Source organism: Pedobacter sp. UYP1 (assembly GCF_040547305.1).
In the GTDB taxonomy this organism is placed as follows: Bacteria; Bacteroidota; Bacteroidia; order Sphingobacteriales; family Sphingobacteriaceae; genus Pedobacter.
Genome location: NZ_JBEPPL010000004.1, coordinates 168993 through 188825 on the forward strand (window position 1 = coordinate 168993; position 19833 = coordinate 188825).

At 38.8% G+C, this 19833-nt stretch carries 18 protein-coding genes; 13 read left to right on the top strand and 5 right to left on the bottom strand.

From position 1 onward, the window contains the following. Positions 1–14: 14 nt before the first annotated feature. A complete protein-coding gene (locus ABIB30_RS10860; protein ID WP_041884843.1) occupies positions 15–344 on the top strand; it encodes a helix-turn-helix domain-containing protein in 330 nt (109 codons plus the stop codon). Between the two features lie 45 nt (positions 345–389). Here the strand turns inward: ABIB30_RS10860 and ABIB30_RS10865 are convergent, their stop codons facing one another. The 4 genes from ABIB30_RS10865 to ABIB30_RS10880 form a co-directional block, all read right to left on the bottom strand. Then, the gene (locus ABIB30_RS10865) at positions 390–1517 is read right to left on the bottom strand and encodes a GNAT family N-acetyltransferase (protein ID WP_354301891.1); all 1128 of its coding nucleotides are present in this window, start codon (positions 1515–1517) and stop codon (positions 390–392) included. Between the two features lie 79 nt (positions 1518–1596). Beyond that, positions 1597–1797, bottom strand: a complete 201-nt coding sequence (locus ABIB30_RS10870; RefSeq protein WP_111631849.1) for a hypothetical protein — start codon at positions 1795–1797, stop codon at positions 1597–1599. Between the two features lie 427 nt (positions 1798–2224). Next, positions 2225–5173 (bottom strand): sensor histidine kinase, encoded by a 2949-nt coding sequence (locus ABIB30_RS10875; RefSeq protein WP_354301894.1) that lies wholly within the window; start codon positions 5171–5173, stop codon positions 2225–2227. Then, complete coding sequence (locus tag ABIB30_RS10880) at positions 5163–5942, bottom strand: LytR/AlgR family response regulator transcription factor (protein ID WP_354301896.1); 780 nt, start codon at positions 5940–5942, stop codon at positions 5163–5165. The genes ABIB30_RS10875 and ABIB30_RS10880 overlap by 11 nt, the downstream gene beginning before the upstream one ends. 155 nt (positions 5943–6097) lie before the next feature. Between ABIB30_RS10880 and ABIB30_RS10885 the strand changes: the two genes are divergently transcribed. Both ABIB30_RS10885 and ABIB30_RS10890 read left to right on the top strand, forming a co-directional pair. Beyond that, entirely contained in the window at positions 6098–6808 is a 711-nt protein-coding gene (locus ABIB30_RS10885; protein WP_354301898.1) for a ferritin-like domain-containing protein, read from the top strand. Positions 6809–6819: 11 nt separating this feature from the next. Continuing rightward, entirely contained in the window at positions 6820–7650 is an 831-nt protein-coding gene (locus ABIB30_RS10890) for a ferritin-like domain-containing protein (RefSeq protein ID WP_354301899.1), read from the top strand. Between the two features lie 78 nt (positions 7651–7728). Here the strand turns inward: ABIB30_RS10890 and mqnC are convergent, their stop codons facing one another. Beyond that, positions 7729–8853, bottom strand: coding sequence for a cyclic dehypoxanthinyl futalosine synthase (gene mqnC, locus ABIB30_RS10895; RefSeq protein ID WP_354301901.1), 1125 nt, complete (start codon positions 8851–8853; stop codon positions 7729–7731). 97 nt (positions 8854–8950) lie between these two features. Here mqnC and ABIB30_RS10900 point away from each other — a divergent pair, with 97 nt between their 5' ends. The 10 genes from ABIB30_RS10900 (at position 8951) to trxB (ending at position 19762) form a co-directional block, all read left to right on the top strand. Next, on the top strand, positions 8951–10195 hold the full coding sequence (locus ABIB30_RS10900; protein WP_354301902.1) for a M16 family metallopeptidase: 1245 nt from the start codon (positions 8951–8953) through the stop codon (positions 10193–10195). Beyond that, positions 10188–11462 carry a M16 family metallopeptidase gene (locus tag ABIB30_RS10905; protein WP_354301904.1) on the top strand — a complete coding sequence of 425 codons (1275 nt, stop codon included), beginning with the start codon at positions 10188–10190 and terminating at the stop codon, positions 11460–11462. Before ABIB30_RS10900 ends, ABIB30_RS10905 begins: the two co-directional genes overlap by 8 nt. A gap of 170 nt (positions 11463–11632) precedes the next feature. Further along, positions 11633–12103: a GNAT family N-acetyltransferase gene (locus tag ABIB30_RS10910; protein WP_354301906.1), complete on the top strand. Its 471-nt coding sequence runs from the start codon at positions 11633–11635 to the stop codon at positions 12101–12103. Between the two features lie 108 nt (positions 12104–12211). Continuing rightward, a complete protein-coding gene (gene guaB / locus ABIB30_RS10915; RefSeq protein ID WP_354301908.1) occupies positions 12212–13681 on the top strand; it encodes an IMP dehydrogenase in 1470 nt (489 codons plus the stop codon). A 211-nt stretch (positions 13682–13892) separates the two neighbouring features. Further along, positions 13893–14981 carry a hypothetical protein gene (locus ABIB30_RS10920; RefSeq protein WP_354301910.1) on the top strand — a complete coding sequence of 363 codons (1089 nt, stop codon included), beginning with the start codon at positions 13893–13895 and terminating at the stop codon, positions 14979–14981. Positions 14982–15118: 137 nt separating this feature from the next. After that, a complete protein-coding gene (locus ABIB30_RS10925) occupies positions 15119–15697 on the top strand; it encodes a hypothetical protein (RefSeq protein ID WP_354301912.1) in 579 nt (192 codons plus the stop codon). A gap of 9 nt (positions 15698–15706) precedes the next feature. Next, positions 15707–16291 (top strand): LOG family protein, encoded by a 585-nt coding sequence (locus ABIB30_RS10930; RefSeq protein ID WP_354301914.1) that lies wholly within the window; start codon positions 15707–15709, stop codon positions 16289–16291. Positions 16292–16394: 103 nt separating this feature from the next. Beyond that, entirely contained in the window at positions 16395–18023 is a 1629-nt protein-coding gene (locus ABIB30_RS10935; RefSeq protein WP_354301916.1) for an acyl-CoA carboxylase subunit beta, read from the top strand. Between the two features lie 19 nt (positions 18024–18042). Beyond that, positions 18043–18669, top strand: coding sequence for a toxin-antitoxin system YwqK family antitoxin (locus tag ABIB30_RS10940; RefSeq protein ID WP_354301918.1), 627 nt, complete (start codon positions 18043–18045; stop codon positions 18667–18669). Between the two features lie 124 nt (positions 18670–18793). Continuing rightward, positions 18794–19762 carry a thioredoxin-disulfide reductase gene (gene trxB, locus ABIB30_RS10945; protein ID WP_354301921.1) on the top strand — a complete coding sequence of 323 codons (969 nt, stop codon included), beginning with the start codon at positions 18794–18796 and terminating at the stop codon, positions 19760–19762. Positions 19763–19833 lie beyond the last annotated feature (71 nt).

A 19833-nucleotide genomic window follows, 5' to 3' on the forward strand; every position in this document is an offset into this window, starting at 1 on the left:
CTAAATTTATAACAATGAACATCATCGGTAAGAACATCAGACAGCTCCGTCAAAAAAATGGATGGAGTCAGGGCGAAGTAGCTAAAAGATTAAACATCTCTATTCCTGCATTTTCAAAAATTGAAACTGGGATTACAGATATCAACATCTCAAGGCTGGCTCAGATCGCTAATCTTTTTGAAGTCTCAACAATGGACATCATCTCTAAAGAAGGAGAAAATCCTCAATCTGTAAATTTTGAAGAGATCAATAATCTGAAGGCGAAACTATCACTGAGAGAAGAAGAGATCATTAAACTTCAAAAGAAGGTTATTGATCTTTACGAAGAAATCAGAGAAAAATAGTAAGATTTTAAAAGCCTGTTTAGTTATTCTAAACAGGCTTTTAAATTAAAGGGCAGAAAAGACTTTTCTCATAGTCAGGTGACGCTTGCCGAAAACAGCGCCGGTTGCTTCATGAATAGAAAGCATTTTATCATTGAAGTCGCCTACCCAGGATAATTCCAGTTCATCATACTGATCCAAAGGCAAAACATATTCTTTTAGTTTAATAAATAAGGCAGATTCAAGCCCGTGTTTTTGATAGGCAGTTTTTGTACCCATCACAATAGCTCTCATCCTGTTTACGCCCTTCCATCTGCGGTAAACAAATTTCAGTTTTTCTATCAAACCTAATTTTCCGTTAAAACCTTTAATCATTTGATTAGCATCAGGGATAATAACTACGAAAGAAGCAGGTTCTCCGTTGAGGTAAGCGAACCAAATAAGTTTTTCATCCATGATGGCCTCCATCTGTTTGAAACTCTCCTGAAGGGTTTCTTTCTTGATCGGAACAAAGTTTTCAAAGTCTTTCCAGCCGTCATTATAAATTTCCATTAGATCCTGCACATATTTCTCCGCATTCTTTTTGGAAAAGTGCTCAAAGGTATAGCCCGGTTTATTCGCTACCCAGGTCGCAATTTTTGTAAAGCGTTCGGGAAAAGGATTTCTGACCGCAAGATGGTTGGTGATTTGCTGGTAAGAAGTGACGAATCCGTAATTTTCAAAAAAGGCCTGGTAATAAGCAGGATTATAATTCATGCCGTAAGATGGGGGAGTGAAGCCTTCGACGAGTAAACCCCAGAAGGTGTCATTTTCACCGAAATTGATCGGTCCGTCCATCGCTGCCATTCCTCTTTCTTTTAGCCAGGCTTGTGCAACATCAAATAGCTTAAAGGCAGCATCCTGATTATCAATGCATTCAAAGAAGCCTGCACCGCCTGTTGGCTGCTCGTAGTTAAATGCTTTTTTGTTATTGATGAAAGCAGCAATCCTTCCAATTGTTTTTCCCTGTTCATCTTTTAAGATCCAGCGCGTACATTCTCCGTGTTGAAAGAATATATTCTTCTCCGGGTCAAATGTTTTCTCTACATCCTGATCGAGCGGACAAATCCAGTTCTGATCATTTTGATAAATGGTATGCGGAACCTGTAAAAATTCTTTTTTTGTCTGTGAACTGGAAACGGAAATTAACTGCATTTATTCATTTGGGGTTAAAGTACTGATAAAAAAAAAGCATCCTATAAAAAAGATGCTCTATATAATTTGACAGAATTACTTAATAAGTGTCATCATCATCGTCTGAATCAAAGTCGTCGAAGGTATCCAGATCATCTAATGGAAGATCAAAATCATCGTCGTCATCGTCGTAAGTTTTCTTTTTCTCAATAGAGTCATAAGAATTCTCATCATTCATCTCTTTGTCCTGTGCCTGATCATCTAATGAACTTTTCTTAACAGATTTTTTTGGAGTTGTCATTTGTCTTAAATAAAATTACCAGAGTTGTTGATACGTTAAATTTACAAAAAATCATCAAAAGCAGCTTCGATGCTATTTTAAAAGATTTTTTGCTCAATCAAATTTAACATAAAAAGCTTTTCAAAAAAAGAACTTTTTTCAAATTTCAGCGGAACTTTTTCAAGAGCTTGCTGATCAGATGAATAATTGATCGTAATTCAGGACAAAAAAAAAGTGGTAAAGCTTTAACTTTACCACTTTTAACACACAAATGAAACCTGAATTGAGATAAGTTTTAGGTTAGGTTAAAAATATCTTTTGCCAATTCTATAAGAACGCGTTTTACAAACTTTGTTTGTTTTAATATCTATAACAAGTTTAATGCTATTTTCATTTCAAACGAATAATACTTAGTAAGTGGTAGGTATCGTCGAGTAAACGGTAAAATCTACTTGTTTGGGACTAAAATCGAGATAGTTGTACCCGAATTACCGTTCTGTTTAATACTGATTTGTATCGGATTTGCTTCAATCTGGTTGATCAGGTTAATTCTTTCCTGGGTAAGGCTCATGCCTTTACTTTCATGTTTCTCTCTTTTGACCTGTAATGAGTTGTCTATTCCTACACCATCATCTATAATTTGAATCAATAAGTAATCCGCATTTTCCTGCTGAATTACAATGGAGATTTTCCCGCCCTCTTCTTTAGGCATCAGTCCATGCCAGATGGCATTTTCTATATAAGGCTGTAAAATCATGGAGGGAATCATCGTCTCGTCCTGATCGATATCTGAGGCAATGTGAATGGTATAATTAAACTTCTCTCCAAATCTTTTCTTTTCCAGAGTCAGGTAAAGGGTCAGGTATTCGATTTCTTCTTCGAGAGAAATAAAGCTTTTTGTACAGATGTCCAGGTTTTTTCTGATCAGCCTGGCAAAACCGGTTAGTATCTTGTTGGCTGAGGAGGTGTCTTTAGTATTGATGTAATGCTGAATAGAGTTCATAACATTAAACACGAAATGTGGGTTCATCATCGCTTGCAACGCCTGTTGTTCGAGCATCAGGATCTTGTTTTTTAACAGCAGTCTTTGTTGTTCTTTATCTTTTTGCTGCTGGGTAACACTCACTGCGATCTTATAAAAGCTAAAACTGGCTAAAAGAAGGATGAGGAATATAAACCACCAGGATTGCCAGAAATGTGCGTTTAAAATAAAAGTTACAGCTATGGGTTTGCTCCACTGGCTGTTATTTGTTTTTGCACTGAGTTCAAATTTATAACTGCCGGGTTCCAGAGAAGAGAATTCCAGTCTCCTGTTTTTTGTTTCTGTCCATGGACTTGTTGATTTTAACCGGTAACGGTATAAGATATAATTGTTTTGAAAGTCGAGGGCACTGTAATAAAATGTAATATTGTTTGCTGCTGGCGCCAGATTAAAGGAGTCAGTGTTCAAACTCAGTGGTTTTCTGTTATTGACAATTCCAGAGATTAATACTTTAGGCATTTCCTTATTCCTGTCAAATGGGGTGTTGGCAAAGAAAACAAGGCCATGATTGGTGGCGAAATAAGCAGTGTCACGGTCTACATATAAGCCGTTAACATCATTGTCTAGCAGGTTATTAGTGTATTCAAATGATTCTACAGGATTTTTGCCGTTTAAAAAGATCCGGTTTACACCATTGGTAGTCACGACCCAAACGTGGTCTTTTTGGATAAATAGCTTTTTACAGATGTTGTTTGCCAGTCCGTCTTCACGGGTGATTTGCCTGATCAGCAGGTTGTTTTTGAAGAAAAGCAAACCATATCCATCGGTAGCCAGCACAATAGTGCCGTCTGGTAACTGTGCAATGTCATTAATCCTTTTGGTTAACAGCGGGTGACGCTGATAGTGCCTGGTGAGTTTGCCTGCCGATAACTCGGCCAGCCCATTCACATTGGAAAACCACAAGTTATCATCCTTGTCATAGTAGACACGGTAGGCCCTGTTGCTAAAGAAGTTTTCTCCTTCTTTATAATTTGATGAAGTAAATGATAATTTATGAAAAGGATCGTTCACCATCACTACACCAGAGGATAGCGCTAACGAGAGATGGTTTTTACTGCTGACGCTAAAGCTTTTCAGTACAAAACCTGAACTGTGCGTTTCCTGCAGGTATTTAATGTCTTGATTCTTTTTGTCTTGAGCGGATAGCATGCCTAATCCGTAATCTGAGCTAAAAAAAACTGTTTTTCCGGCAGAATCCGTACTGATTTGCTTAATGCTGTTGAACTTTTTCTTATCAGGAAGCTCAATAGTCTGCGTTTGATTGGCTGATTTATTCAGGATATTGATTTTTCCATTGTCCAGGCCAAGCCAGAGGTTACCCGAGTGGTCTTTAGTAATACTTCTGACGGTATTGTTGCTCAACCCCTGACGAGTATCCCTGATATACACTCTTTTAGGCTTTTTAGGTAGCATATAGATACCGTTAGTGGTGGCAAACCACATGTTTTCTCTATTGTCTTTAATCACCTGGTTTGTGGTCAGGTTATGCAGATAATGTGTTTTTGTACCATCTGTTTCCAAATGGTACACTCCTGAGTTGGTCGTTAGCCAAAGATCCTTCTGATTTTCTGCATAAAAATAGCCTGGATTATCTGCAAGTAAGGTACTGTCGATCTTCATCGTCAGTTGTTGTTGTACTCCGTTTTTGAAATTAAGTCCCTTTTTATCCAGAAAATACATGGTCCGGTCGGGCAGGTTTTTAACAGTTTTGTAAGATAAGGGGCTTATTTGAGCAGTTGTTTTATTAAAGGTTTCCCCATCAAAAATGCGCAGACAATGTGCGCTTGATGCCCATATCCTGCCAGATTTGTCTTCATAAATAAAAGTATTGATAAACTGATTGGCGGGATCAGTAGAGGCGTATTTTTTTAATAATTTCCCGTCCCACCTGGCCAGCAGGTTTTTGTTGGTTCCAAACCAGATGTGCCCTTTGCTGTCTTCAAAGAAGGAAGTGACAACACCATTAAATTTTAAAAGCTGAAGTAATTTGTCATTGCTTTCATTGTAAATCACACCATTTTTAAAGTAGCTGAGCTGGCCGTTTAAAGAGAAAAACCAGATTCTTCCTGAGCGGTCTTCGTTTAACCGGATAATCTGGTTGTCGGCTAAACCGTCATCAATGGAGAAGTTTTCAAATACTTTTCCGTCAAAGCGGCTTACACCTGCGTCTGAAGCGACCCAGATATATCCTTTTTTGTCCTGAAGGATAAAGTAGCAGCTGTTGCTGGGCAAACCGTCTTTACTACCGTAATGTTTAATAAAAGTAGTCTGCCCATAGCTGTAGATACCTGAAACTATTAAAAGGAGTAACAGGATGAGTCCTTTGCTATAGAAAGCTCTTGTTTTATTTATCACTGGCGAAATTGGTATATTGTTTAACTTTTTCTGCAAAAATACTCGCTCTGCGTCTTGATACGGCTATTTTCTCTCCGTTTTTTAACAAAACTTCCAGACCGTTTTTTGAGTTATATTCTTTTAGATAATTTAAATTTACAATACTGGATTTATGAATCCGGATAAATTGATCTTCTGGTAAAATCTCTTCGTAATCTTTCAGTACTTTGGATACGGTAATTTTATCCCTGTTATCGAGATGAAAGATGGAATAATTGCTATCTGCTTCTATATGAATAATTTCATTGAGGTCAATCAGAGTGTATCCTTGTCCGTTCGGCAAACTTATTTTCCTGATTTCTGACCGATCTGCTAAATTATTTGCTAAATTTTTTAAGCGCTCATTCCGGTCAGATTCCTGGTCAATCATACGGATTAATTTTGTTGCTTTTTCTACGGTTTCTTTAAGCTCATCGATGTCGATTGGCTTCAGTAAATAGTCCAGTGCATTAGCCTTAATTGCTCTTAAAGCGTACTGGTCATAAGCGGTAGTGAAAACGACCTGAGTGTTGTGCAGTTTCGCGTCTGGAATAAGCTCAAAGCCATTTTTTCCGGGCATAGCGATATCCAGAAAGATCAGGTCGACCTCATGTAAAGAGAGCAGTTCACGTGCCTCATCTACCGATTTTGCAATCCCACTGATGTGCACATTTTCGCAATTTTCCTGTAAGAGAAAAAAAAGTGAAGACCGCGCAAATTCTTCATCGTCTACTATTATCACATTGAACACAAGCCGATATTTTTATAAGGTGAAATTATCAAAAAAATAGGGGAGTCAAGAATTTTTTTGACAAAGTCAAAAACCAAAGCGATTTATATGCCGTATGTCACGGTATAATCATGGGGGCCCTCAACTTAGTTGAACCATAATTTAAATCATTTCTTATGAAAAGTTTACAAGAAGAGAAAGAGATACTGCTTCAGGAGAGCGGTATCCTGACTGCAAAACTGCAACGCAGATCTTTTCTGCAATATGCAGGAGCAGGGGTTGCAGGAGTGGCTTTAATTGCTGCTGGTTGTAAAAAAGATAAAAGTACTCCAGGGTTGGATACAGGTGTGGATTTAGGTACCGGTGATATTGGTATTTTAAATTATGCTTATGCGCTGGAACAATTGGAAGGTGCATTTTATGATGCAGTGGTAAAAAGCCCTTATGCTAACATTCCTGCAAATGAGCTTGCTTTACTAACTGATATCAGAGATCATGAGTTGGCTCACCGTGAATTTTTCAAAAAAGCATTGTCTACAAGTGCGATCGTAAGTTTGCAGGTAGATTTCTCATCGATCAATTTCGCTGACAGAACAAGTGTGCTGAATGCAGCTAAAGCGTTTGAAGATTTAGGAGTTACAGCCTATAATGGAGCTGGTAAATTAATAAAAACAGCAAAATACTTAGAGGTTGCAGGGAAAATTGTCTCTGTAGAAGCGCGTCACGCTGCATTAATCCGTGACTTGATTTCAAATGGATCTTTTGCTGATTCAACTGCTGTTGATGCCAATGGACTTGATGGTGCCAGAACACCTATCCAGGTTTTAACCATAGCTAAAACTTACCTTAAAACTGCAATTAACGCGTCTAATTTACCTACTTCTTAATCCGGGAAATCATGAATATCATTAACATATTAGAAGAAATTGAAAAAGTGGATGCGGAAGTGTATGAACGCTTAAATCCACGCAGAGAGGCAATGAAATCATTTTATGGTTTTGGATCAAAGGTAGCTTTAGCAGCACTTCCAATGGCTTTAGGTTCTATGTTCAAAAAAGCTTATGGACAAACCACAACTAGCGTGATTGATGTGTTAAACTTTGCTTTAACTTTAGAATATATTGAATATAATTTTTATCAGACTGGTATTAATACTGCGGGATTAATTCCTGCGGGTACACCGGCAGTAGCTGCGATCGGTAATATCCGTGATCATGAATTAGCACACGTTAATTTGTTAAAAGGAGCAATTACTGCTTCTGGTGGTACTCCGGTATCTTATACTGCAGCTTCATTTGATTTTACTGCAAAAGGAAATTTCCCAACTGTATTCTCTGATTATCCAACTTTTCTTGCAGTAGCACAAGTGTTTGAAGATACTGGCGTAAGAGCTTACAAAGGTCAGGCTGGTGCTTTAATGAGTAGTCCAAGTGTATTGCAAACTGCTTTACAGATTCACTCGGTTGAAGCGCGCCATGCTTCACATATACGCCAAATGCGTAAGGCGCCGGCTGGTGGAGGCGTAACTGCTTTAAAACCATGGATTACTGGTGCTAATGATAGTGGTGTTGCAGCAGCAGCGGCAAGTTATGCTGGTGAGGATAACGTAACACAGTTAGATATTAATATTCCAAGTCTTGGTTTTTCAGTGAACGCTTCTACAGAAGCTTTTGATGAACCATTAACTATGCCACAGGTACTTGCGATTGCAAGTCTGTTTATCAAATAATTTTTCGAGGGGGAGATATGGTGAGAAAAAGGAAGAGGATTTAAGTTCTCTTCCTTTTTATTTTTACAGTAAAAATGATTAATAATTAATCACTTGTTCTTCTAAATGTTCAGGCAGATCACGGTAATTATACTGCTGACCTCTTAATTGCGGGTCAAAGCCAGCTTCTCTAATGGCATCCTGTATTCCTTTTGCGGTGAAACGGTGTGGCGCTCCGGCAGCAGAAACTACATTTTCTTCAATCATAATAGAACCAAAATCGTTAGCACCTGCATGTAAACATAACTGTGCTACATTTTTACCTACAGTCAGCCAGGAGGCTTGTATATTTTTAATGTTCGGTAGCATAATTCTGCTCAAGGCAAGCATTCTTACATATTCATCTCCTGAAACATCGTTCGTAATTCCTCTTAAACGCTTCAATAAAGTACCATCATCCTGGAAAGGCCATGGAATAAAGGCTAAAAATCCTTTAGCATCTGCTGGTTTTTCACTCTGAACTTCTCTGATCCACACTAAATGCTCAAAGCGCTCGTCTATAGTTTCAACATGACCAAACATCATCGTTGCAGAGGTTGTGATATCCAGCTGATGTGCTGCGCGCATGACATCAAGCCATTCTTGTCCGCCGCATTTTCCTTTAGAAATCAGCCTGCGCACCCTGTCATTCAGTATTTCTGCGCCTGCACCTGGTAATGAATCCATACCGGCTGCTTTCAGCGCACTTAAAACTTCTGTATGGGTAAGTTTATCGATTTTTGCAACGTGTGCAATTTCCGGCGGGCCTAAGGCGTGTAATTTAAGATCAGGATAAAGTTCTTTTAACTTTCTGAACAGGTCAGTATAAAATTCAAGCCCAAGGTCGGGATGATGTCCGCCCTGTAAAAGTAACTGATCACCACCCAGACGGAATGTCTCTTCTATTTTAACTTTATAAGTCTCTATGTCTGTGATATAGCTTTCGTCATGGCCCGGTCTTCTGAAGAAATTGCAAAATTTACAGTTCGCAATACACACATTTGTGGTATTGACGTTTCTATCAATTTGCCAGGTAACTTTTCCGCTCGGTACTTGTTTTTTTCTCAGCTCATTTGCAACAAAGGCCAGATCGGCAGTCGCAGCATTGTGGTACAAAAACACACCCTCTTCTTTAGTTAAAAAGTCGAATTGCAGAGCCCTTTGTAATAATTCAGCAGTATTCATACAGCAAATATACCATTTGTTCTGCTGTTTTTATTTCATGAGATTATCACATTTACCCTAAATCATTATTCCTATATTTGACACAATTATATATTTTATGGTAGATTTTAATCGTTTTACACTAGCTAATGGCTTACGTGTTCTGGTACACGAAGATGATACAACCCCTATGGCGGTATTAAACATCCTTTATGATGTCGGTGCGCGGGATGAGGAAGAGGGTAAAACCGGTTTTGCACATCTTTTTGAGCACCTTATGTTTGGAGGCTCTGTTAATATACCTGTCTATGATGAACCACTGCAAAGAGTAGGAGGGGAAAACAATGCTTTCACAAGTAATGACATTACAAATTATTATATCACTTTGCCGGCTACGAATATTGAAACCGCTTTCTGGTTGGAGAGTGATCGTATGCTGAGCCTGGCGTTTTCTGAGAAAAGTCTGGAAACACAGCGTAATGTGGTTTGTGAAGAATTTAAACAAAGATATTTAAATCAGCCTTATGGTGATGTATGGCTGAAGTTAAGGCCGCTTGCTTATAAAAAGCATGCTTATCGCTGGGCAACTATAGGACAGGATCTTGCACAAATCGAAAATGCTTCGATGGAAGATGTAAAGGCCTTCTTTAAAAAACATTATAATCCGCAGAATGCCATTATGGTTGTGGGCGGAAATGTGAAAACTGAAGAGATCAAATTGCTGGCAGAGAGATGGTTCAGTCCTATTCCTGCGGGAGATAAATATGTGAGGGACCTGGTTCAGGAGCCTGCGCAAATTGAAGCGCGCAAGGAAACTGTGACTGCAAACGTTCCTTTAAATGCATTTTACCTGGCTTTCAAAATGGCCGCGCGCAGAGATGCAGATTACCAGGTTTATGATCTTTTATCTGATGTACTTTCTCAGGGACAGTCTTCCAGGTTATATAACAGTTTACTGAAAGATCAGCAGTTATTTAGTGATATTCATGCATATATCACCAGTAGTCTGGATGAAGGTTTATTCGTTGTAGAAGGTAAACTGAGTGAAGGGGTAACAATGGAAGCAGCAGAAAAAGCTGTTTGGGCTGAACTGGATAAAATTGCAACCGAAGAGGTCAGCCAGATAGAATTGACGAAAGTGAAAAACAAATCGGAATCTATCATGGTATTTGCTGAAATGAGCCTGCTTGATAAAGCAATGAATCTTGCTTATTATGAGTTACTGGGTGACGCAGCAGGATTAAATACCGAAATTCAGAAATATCTTGCTGTTGATGCAGCAAAACTTCTTGAAGTTGCCAAAAAGACTTTCGTAAGAGAGCAATGTTCTACTTTATACTACTTAACTTCCGAAAATGCTTAACCGAACCCTTATACCTGAGTCAAGACAGGTGAATGATATTAATTTTATTGCCCCTCAAAAACAGGAATTAGCAAACGGGATTAAGGTATTTACTGTGAATGCCGGAAAACAGGAGCTTGTTCGTATTGAATTCGTTTTTGAAAATGTAAACTGGGATGAATCTAAGCCATTGCAGGCTATTGCGGTAAACCATTTGATTAACAATGGAACTGATAAGCTGACTGCAAGGGAAATTGCCGATAAGGTGGATTATTATGGTGCCTTTTTGCAAACTGATTATGGTGCTGATCAATCGAGTATCAAAATATATACACTGAATAAACATCTTGGATCGGTACTGCCAATTTTGTGGTCCGTATTAAACGAGAGTATTTTTCCTCAGCAGGAATTAGATATTTTTAAGCAAAATCAACAGCAGTCGCTGAAAGTGAGTTTGCAGAAAAATGATTTTATTGCCAGAAAGAATTTTGCACATGCTATTTTCGGAACTTCAACCTATGGTTCTGATATTGATGTAGAAGATTATCAGGCTATAGAAAGATCCGATTTAGTCGCTTATTTCAGTGCTGCTTACAAGCCTGAAAACTGTACAATATTTGTTGCCGGAAAATTTGAGGCTGCTGAATTCGACCTGTTGAATGCCAATTTTGGTAAAGATTGGAATAATGAAGCTGCTTCTACAATCAATCAATTCTCTTTTGAAGGTGCACCAAAAGGTGAGATCTTTATTGAAAGAGCAGATGCGATACAGTCTGCCATCAGAATGGGGACTTTAAGTATTAATCGTTCTCATCCGGATTTTGCAGGTTTCCAGGTGATGAACTGCTTGTTAGGCGGTTACTTTGGTTCCAGGTTAATGGCGAATATCCGTGAAGATAAAGGCTATACTTATGGTATTGGTTCTGCAATCGTTTCTTTGAAAGATGCTGGTTATTTTTTCATCGCTACAGAAGTTGGCGCTGATGTTTGTACCAGTGCATTAAATGAAATAGAGAAGGAGATCGACTTATTGAAATCGGAAGTAGTTTCTGAGCAGGAGTTAAGTTTGGTCCGCAGCTATATGCTGGGATCTATGCTGGGAAGTTTAGAAAATGCGTTCTCTCATGCCGATAAGTTTAAAAACATTTATTATTCAGGATTGGATTATGACTATTATGATAACTACATCCATACCGTCAAATCAATTACTGCTGTAGAGCTAAAAGCGTTGGCTAATAAATATTTAAATACCGCAGACTTTACGAAAGTTGTGGTTGGTAAAAAATAAGTAAAATGTAATTTTTTAGCGCAATAAACCCGGCAAAGTGGTCAGAAAAAGCATTTTTCACTTCCTTGCCGGGTTTTTCTTTTCGACCATTTTTTTACCTGAAATATTTGCTCATATTTGCGCCGGATAAAGATCATTTCTTCCTTTGGGGATGATTGAAAAATACATTTATGACGCTAAAAAAAATCGATATTAACAGTTTCGTATATAAACTAAATCATGATTTGTCTACGGTTGACTGGACTTATGTTTGTGAGCTTTTCTCTAAGATTGACTGGAGAACAAGGATAGAGCCGGAGATAGAATCTGCCTTCAGAAAAAGCACATGGACTTTGTTTGTTTACCATGAAGATCAGATTATTGCTTTTGGAAGGGTAGTAGGTGATGGACGTTATTATGCTGTGATGGCTGATATCGTTGTTGATCCTGATTTCCAGGGAAATGGTTTAGGAAAAAAGATCATCAATATGCTGAACGGACAGCTTGATAATTACCATTTTGTTAATTTAACAGCGGCTCCGGGTAAAGGTGATTTTTATCAGAAGCTGGGCTGGAAAAAACAAACAACTTCTTATATCTGGCCACAAGGACCTAAGCAGCTGAGACAACATTGTGAACCTGAAGAAGGTTCAGAGATCTAATTTAATTGTCAATTTCTCTCCAATCCTCGTTTATTGGAGAGAAATGTTTCTGATTTCAAATAATTTATGTAGATTTGCCCGGCAAGTAATAACTCCTAATTATTTGCCATGCAACTCGATCCCCAAAAATTTATTGCCGAAGGACTAACATACGATGACGTATTATTAGTTCCAGCCTACTCTGAAGTCCTTCCCCGTGATGTCAACACCGGAAGTTATTTAACAAAAAAAATACGTATTAATGTACCTGTAGTTTCTGCAGCAATGGATACCGTTACTGAATCAGGACTTGCAATTGCAATTGCTCAGGCTGGTGGTATTGGCATGCTGCACAAGAATATGAGTATTGAACGCCAGGCTGAAGAAGTCAGCAAGGTTAAACGTTCAGAAAGTGGAATGATACAAGATCCGGTAACGCTTCGTGCTGATGCCATTGTTGCAGACGCATTCCAGATCATGACTAAATATAAAATAGGCGGTATACCTATTATTGACAATGACAATAAACTGGTTGGTATTATTACCAATCGCGATCTTCGTTTTCAGAAAGATATGCAGCGCCCGATTTCTGAGGTGATGACTTCTGAAAATCTGATCACTGCTGCTGAAGGGACTACCCTGATCCAGGCGGAAGAAATCCTTCAGGATTACAAAATCGAAAAATTACCGGTTATCAATAAAGAAGGTCATCTTGCAGGTTTAATCACTTTCAAAGATATTCAGAAATATAAAAACTATCCTAAAGCTTGTAAAGATGAACGTGGCCGCCTTAGGGTTGGTGCTGCTGTTGGTGTTGCATCTGATAATATTGACCGTGTTGCTGCCCTGGTCAAAGCTGGTGTAGATGTCGTAACTGTAGATACTGCACACGGGCATTCAAAAGGTGTAATTGATATGGTTAAAGCTATCAAAGCCCGTTTCCCTGATTTACAGGTTATCGCTGGTAATATAGCAACTGCTGCTGCTGCTTTAGCCCTTGCTGAAGCTGGCGCTGATGCTGTTAAAGTTGGTATAGGGCCGGGTTCAATCTGTACAACAAGAATCATAGCAGGTGTGGGAGTACCTCAGTTATATGCAGTTTATGAATGTGCACAAGCTTTAAAAGGCACAGGGATCCCTGTTATTGCTGATGGCGGTATTAAACAAACCGGAGATATTGTTAAAGCACTTGCGGCTGGTGCGAGTTCAATCATGGCGGGTTCTTTATTCGCAGGAGTAGAGGAGTCACCAGGTGAAACTATCATCTATGAAGGACGTAAGTTCAAGTCTTACCGTGGTATGGGTTCTGTAGAGGCAATGCAGCATGGTTCTAAAGATCGTTATTTCCAGGATGAGGAAGATGTAGTGACTAAGCTTGTTCCTGAAGGTATTGTAGGCCGTGTTCCTTATAAAGGTACTTTAGCTGAAGTAATCTATCAGTATGTTGGTGGCCTGAGAGCTGGAATGCACTATTGTGGTGCTGCAACTATTGAAGAGCTGCAACAAGCCAAATTTGTAAGGATAACTGCTGCTGGAATGAGAGAAAGCCATCCGCATGATATTTCGATCACTAAAGAAGCTCCAAACTATTCACGCTAGGCCATTAAAAGACCCTGAGTTTTAGTATTAAAAAGCATGCTATTGGTATATCCATAGCATGCTTTTTTTGTGCTGATCAGACTATTCAGGTTTCAAATGGTAAATGTATCGGAATTGTTATTTCATTTTGTGTAAGTTGACCATTCTTATGTGTTAATTAATTTTTATATTAGTGAACTGATTATCTTGTTCAGCATGAAACGATATGAAAATGAAAAAAATAAAATTAGTATTAACAATTGGCTTGTTAGCCTTGATTACCTCTTGCTCTAAATCAAAGGATGAAGTGGTTGCCCCAACGCGTCCGCCGGTAGTGATTCCGCCGGATCCTGTAAAAACTGCAGATGTGTATGTAGCTGGGTGGAAGTATAATAGTCAACTGGCTCCGGTGGCGGCCTTCTGGAAAAATGGAGTGCAAACTGAACTGACTGATGGAACAACTAATTTAGCAAGGGCTAATTCTATTTATGTGAGTAGTACTGATGATGTTTACGTTGCAGGGGAAGATGGTATGAAAAGCGTACTGTGGAAAAATGGTATTGCTAAAGTATTGTGGGGGGGAAGTTCCGTAGCCAATTCGGTTTTTGTAAGTGGTAGTGATGTTTACGTAGCTGGCGCTATTGACAGGAAAGCTGCGATATGGAAAAATGGAGTAGTTGTTAAATTGGCAGACGGACCATATTTTTCAGTAGCTTATTCTGTTTTTGTGAGTGGTACTGATGTTTATGCAGCAGGGTATAGCTATCCGGATGGCCATAGAACTGTTGCTACCTTATGGAAAAACGGAGTTGCTACCAGTTTAACCGACGGATCAAAATATGCCGTTGCTAAAGCTGTTTTTGTGAGTGGTAACGACGTTTATGTATTAAGTAATGAGAATATTAATCCGGATGTGAGTCAATTGCCCGGATATTTAACTTTCGGATCGTCTCCTGCAATAAAATCTGTGGTTAAAATATGGAAAAATGGCGTGACTGAAAACTTGACCGACGGCACAAAACAAGCCATTGGCAACTCTCTGTTTGTGAATGGCATTGATACTTATGTTTCGGGATACGAAAATGACAATACTACTTGCACGGCCATCTTATGGATAAATAAAATAGTCGTTAATGCGGGCTCTGGTTTATATCAAAAAACAGGAATTATTAATGCCAATTCTGTATTTGTACATAAAGATGATCTTTATGTAGTCGTTAATGAGGGCTTGACTTCTAAAACGTGGAAAAATATGTTCAATGTTAAAGAAATTAATAAGGAGGATGGGGGAGCAACTGCACTTTCTGTCTTTGTAAAATAATATATCAGTATATTTGCGGTCTGAGAGCTGGAATGATATTATTCTTCCGCTTTAAAATTGTTTAAATCACTTCAGTGCTTTTTCATAAAGAACTGAGGTGATTTTTTATTATACTGTAAAATATATTATAGAATCTGATGAGAATAGAAATTGAAGTACCTGTTGCGGGTGTTTATATAGCTGATTTTGATCAAATAGCAGCTCCTGCTTTTTTGGAAGAATCGGAAGACGGTGTGAAGTTATCATTCCTTGGCATTGAAGCCTTAAAAGTTTATCAGTCAGAATTATTGGTGGAGGATGAAGCTGCAGGATTTGAAGGACGTAATGAAATACGTGCTAAAATCAAAAAGGAATTGAAAAAAGCGATATCAGAGAACCTGGCGATCATGGATTCGATCAGAAATTATGCTGAGGCTTTATTTACTTTCGTTTATGACCGTGAGGGACATAGAGAAGATAAAAAACAGATTTTGAACAACCTGATTGAAAATATCACATTTACTGAGAATGGTCTGGAACTGGAAGAGGCTGTGAAAGAGTCGGCTTATGAGTTGGGACCACTGGTTTTAAGTTATAAACTTACGTTTAAGAATTACTCTTTTAATACTTTGGATTTTGATTTCCAGGCTATTAAAGAACAGTTGGTTGCTGATTTGGCGAATTTGAGAGATGCATTTATTGCAAATACTAAAAAGCCTAAAACTGATACTAAATAATTTTTTTGAATGAAATCGATTTGTGTTTATTGTGGTGCTAATTTTAACGGCGACCCTATTTTAAGAGCAGCTGTAGAAAATTTGGCGCAGGCATTTGTAGACCATAATATCCGCCTGATTTACGGTGGAGGCAGTGTGGGTATAATGGGGATTATTTCCGAAGAAGTATTGAACCGCAAAGGATTGGTCACTGGTGTAATTCCCCAGTTTTTACTGGATAAAGAAGTTGGAAATTTAGAGGTTACTGAACTGATAGTTACCGGGAATATGCATCAGCGTAAGCAGAAAATGGCTGATCTTTCGGACGGTTTTATTATTCTGCCTGGTGGCTTTGGTACTTTGGAAGAGTTTTTTGAAGTGTTGACCTGGCTGCAGTTAGGATTACATAATAAAGCCATTGGTGTATTGAATGTTGGTGGTTTTTATGACCATTTATTCGCGCAGCTGGATGTAATGGTTGCGCATAAATTGTTGACGCCAAATAACAGAAAGCTGGTTATTGATGCCACAGAGCCGGTAGAGTTAATACAGAAAATGATGGATTTCAAAGCGGCACCTGATTCCGTTTGGTTTGAGGATAGAAATTTGAGTTAATCACCCAATATATAATGTGTCTTATTGACAATAAGAGTGATTTTATCTTGTAAAATTTGCATTTCTCTTTCTATAATTTGGTAGAATGGCTTATCTTGCCCGAATGAACATCGAATTCAACAAAAACGAAGATATTAATAAGCAGCTGGTATATGAACTTAAAACAAGGCTGAAGAAAATATTTGCTGGAGGGGGAGAGAAGAGTGCGGCGAAGCAAAAAGAAAAAGGTAAAATGCTGGCCAGGGAAAGAGTTGCTTACCTGATCGATAAAGAAACAGAATTTTTGGAGATAGGGGCCTTTGCTGCAGACGGTATGTATGCAGAACAAGGAGGCTGTCCATCTGCCGGAGTAATTTGTGGGATTGGTTATGTCTCAGGACGTCAGTGTATGATCGTGGCTAATGATGCTACTGTGAAAGCAGGAGCATGGTTTCCAATGACTGCCAAGAAAAATCTCCGTGCGCAGGAAATTGCGATGGAAAACAGACTTCCGGTAATTTATCTGGTAGATAGTGCCGGAGTTTATCTGCCAATGCAGGATGAAATATTTCCTGATAAGGAACACTTTGGAAGAATGTTCAGGAACAATGCAATGATGTCTGCGGATGGAATTGTACAAATTTCTGCAATTATGGGATCTTGTGTTGCTGGTGGGGCCTATTTGCCAATCATGAGTGACGAGGCTATGATTGTAGAAGGGACAGGTTCTGTTTTTCTTGCGGGTTCTTACCTCGTTAAGTCTGCTATTGGTGAAGATGTTGACAATGAAACACTGGGTGGGGCAACCACGCATTGCGAAATATCTGGTGTTACGGATTACAAGCAACCCAATGACCAGGCCGCACTGGATAGCATCAGGAATATCATGAGTATGCTGGGGGAACCTCAATCGGCTGGTTTTAGCCGGGTGAAGTCTCAGGAACCAAAATTAAATCCTGAAGATATATTTGGAATTCTACCTGAAAACAGGGAAAAGCAGTACGATATGCACGAAATCATTTACCGCCTGGTAGATAATTCGGATTTTGAAGAATACAAAAAGGAATATGGCCAGAGTATTATCTGTGGTTTAGCCAGAATAGATGGCTGGGCTGTCGGAATTGTTGCGAATCAGCGAAAAGTAGTCAAATCTAAAAAAGGCGAAATGCAGTTTGGCGGTGTAATTTATTCTGACAGTGCTGATAAATCGGCACGTTTCATCATGAATTGTAACCAGAAGAAAATCCCTTTGGTTTTCTTACAAGATGTAACAGGCTTCATGGTAGGTAGCAGATCGGAACAAGGCGGAATTATTAAGGATGGTGCAAAAATGGTGAATGCCGTGGCAAATTCAGTAGTCCCTAAATTCACGATTGTAATAGGTAATTCTTATGGTGCGGGTAATTATGCCATGTGTGGTAAGGCTTATGATCCACGCTTGATTTATGCCTGGCCAAGCGCTAAAATTGCTGTAATGGGTGGTTCTCAGGCTGCAAAGACTTTGTTACAAATTCAGGCTGCTTCACTTAAATCAAAAGGAGAAACGATTACCCCGGAGAAGGAAGCTGAATTGCTAAAAGAGATTACCGACCGTTATGATAGCCAGACGACTCCTTTTTATGCAGCTTCCAGGTTATGGGTAGATGGAATTATTAATCCGCTGGAGACCCGTAAGGTTATTTCTATGGGAATTGAAGCGGCAAATCAGTCCCCGATAAAAAGACAATTCAATGTTGGAATTATCCAGACCTAGTCCCTAACTTTGTACAACAATGAAACGGATACTTGTTTGTTTTCTTCTTCTGTTTGCTGGGTTGAGTAGTTATGCCCAGATCAAAACGATTTTGCTTGATGGTAAAGATCAGCTTACGCTGGATTCAACTCAGGCAGTAACTTATGCTGTGCTGGGTAAAATTACCGGAGATACGGTTTATACTTTTAAAAAGTATGATTTTAGCGGTGTATTGTTGGCTTCTGGTTCTTTCAGGGATGATAATATGGAAATCCCCGTTGGTAAATTTGTTTATTATAACTGGATCACTCCCGAAAATAATAACAGAAATGATGGCTTTGAGATCAACGGAAAGGAAAGATATATTGAACTGATTGGTTCTTATCAAAATGGAAGGCGTAATGGCCGCTGGATCAGTTTTTATCCTGACGGTAAAATGAAGCAGATCATTACTTTTTCGCAGGGAATTATCCATGGATCTTTTAAAGCTTTCGATAGCAGAGGTGAGGAGCAGGTATCTGGTGTATACACCAACGGGAAAAAAGAAGGTACCTGGACACTTAATGGTGGTAAACAGGAAAATGAGTATGTCAACGATCAGCTGGTTTCTACCTTAAAAGGTAAAAAACTCCGCGAAAAGCAGGCAGAACGCCCTAAGACGAATTAACCGCTTTTAGGTTTTGCGCATCCCGCTTTAAAGCTTAATTTTGTACATTAAAAGAATATAAGATCACCTGTAAAACTTAAAAACTTATAGGTGTATAACTATCATAATATTAATAAATAAATAGATGAATACTTCTCAAGAAATAGAACACGTTCAGTGTCTGATCATAGGTTCAGGGCCAGCAGGTTATACTGCTGCAATTTATGCTGCCAGAGCAGATTTGAAACCAGTGTTGTATACCGGAATGGAAGCTGGAGGACAATTGACGCAGACTACTGATGTAGATAATTTCCCGGGTTACCCTAATGGAATCATGGGCCCCGAAATGATGGAAGATTTCCGAAAACAAGCAGAACGTTTTGGTGCAGATATCCGCTTTGGTTATGTAAGTTCGGTAGATTTTTCATCTACACCACATAAAGTTGTGGTAGATGAGATTAAAACTATTACTGCCGATACAGTGATCATCTCTACTGGTGCTACTGCAAAATGGTTAGGTTTACCTAGTGAGCAGCATTACAATGGTTTTGGAGTTTCTGCATGTGCGGTATGTGATGGATTCTTCTTTAAAAATCAGGATGTAGCTATTGTAGGCGCAGGAGATACTGCTGCCGAAGAGGCGACTTACCTGGCTAAATTATGTAAGAAAGTGTATATGTTAGTACGTCGTGATGAATTCAGAGCATCTAAAGCTATGGTTCACCGTGTATTAAATACGCCAAATATTGAAGTGATCTATAATTCTGAAGCCAAAGAAGTTTTAGGAAATGGTAAGAACGTAACTGGTCTGAAAATTTTAAATAACAAGACTGGTGAAGAAAAAGATTTGGAAGTAGAAGGATTCTTTGTAGCTATTGGTCATAAACCAAATACTGACATCTTTAAAGGCTGGTTGGAAATGGATGATACAGGTTATCTTAAAACTATTCCCGGAACAACAAAAACAAATATTGAAGGTGTTTTTGCTGCTGGTGATGTACAAGACCATTACTATCGCCAGGCCGTAACGGCTGCGGGTTCAGGCTGTATGGCAGCGCTGGACGCGGAACGTTATCTTGCTGCTAAAGAACATGAAGTAAAAGCTGTTTCTTAAACAGTATATAATCTAATTGATATTGGGCCCGTTAGTTTTACTGACGGGCCTTTTTGCGTTAAAAATTAAAT

Bases quoted from the DNA above. Each gene is read 5' to 3' on its own strand.
- ABIB30_RS10860 (WP_041884843.1), top strand. From the start codon at position 15: ATGAACATCATCGGTAAGAACATCAGACAGCTCCGTCAAAAAAATGGA.
- mqnC (WP_354301901.1), bottom strand. From the start codon at position 8,853: ATGAATACTGCTGAATTATTACAAAGGGCTCTGCAATTCGACTTTTTA.
- ABIB30_RS10920 (WP_354301910.1), top strand. From the start codon at position 13,893: ATGAAAAAAATAAAATTAGTATTAACAATTGGCTTGTTAGCCTTGATT.
- ABIB30_RS10890 (WP_354301899.1), top strand. From the start codon at position 6,820: ATGAATATCATTAACATATTAGAAGAAATTGAAAAAGTGGATGCGGAA.
- trxB (WP_354301921.1), top strand. From the start codon at position 18,794: ATGAATACTTCTCAAGAAATAGAACACGTTCAGTGTCTGATCATAGGT.
- ABIB30_RS10930 (WP_354301914.1), top strand. From the start codon at position 15,707: ATGAAATCGATTTGTGTTTATTGTGGTGCTAATTTTAACGGCGACCCT.
- ABIB30_RS10935 (WP_354301916.1), top strand. From the start codon at position 16,395: ATGAACATCGAATTCAACAAAAACGAAGATATTAATAAGCAGCTGGTA.
- ABIB30_RS10905 (WP_354301904.1), top strand. From the start codon at position 10,188: ATGCTTAACCGAACCCTTATACCTGAGTCAAGACAGGTGAATGATATT.
- guaB (WP_354301908.1), top strand. From the start codon at position 12,212: ATGCAACTCGATCCCCAAAAATTTATTGCCGAAGGACTAACATACGAT.
- ABIB30_RS10925 (WP_354301912.1), top strand. From the start codon at position 15,119: ATGAGAATAGAAATTGAAGTACCTGTTGCGGGTGTTTATATAGCTGAT.
- ABIB30_RS10885 (WP_354301898.1), top strand. From the start codon at position 6,098: ATGAAAAGTTTACAAGAAGAGAAAGAGATACTGCTTCAGGAGAGCGGT.
- ABIB30_RS10910 (WP_354301906.1), top strand. From the start codon at position 11,633: ATGACGCTAAAAAAAATCGATATTAACAGTTTCGTATATAAACTAAAT.
- ABIB30_RS10865 (WP_354301891.1), bottom strand. From the start codon at position 1,517: ATGCAGTTAATTTCCGTTTCCAGTTCACAGACAAAAAAAGAATTTTTA.
- ABIB30_RS10870 (WP_111631849.1), bottom strand. From the start codon at position 1,797: ATGACAACTCCAAAAAAATCTGTTAAGAAAAGTTCATTAGATGATCAG.
- ABIB30_RS10940 (WP_354301918.1), top strand. From the start codon at position 18,043: ATGAAACGGATACTTGTTTGTTTTCTTCTTCTGTTTGCTGGGTTGAGT.
- ABIB30_RS10900 (WP_354301902.1), top strand. From the start codon at position 8,951: ATGGTAGATTTTAATCGTTTTACACTAGCTAATGGCTTACGTGTTCTG.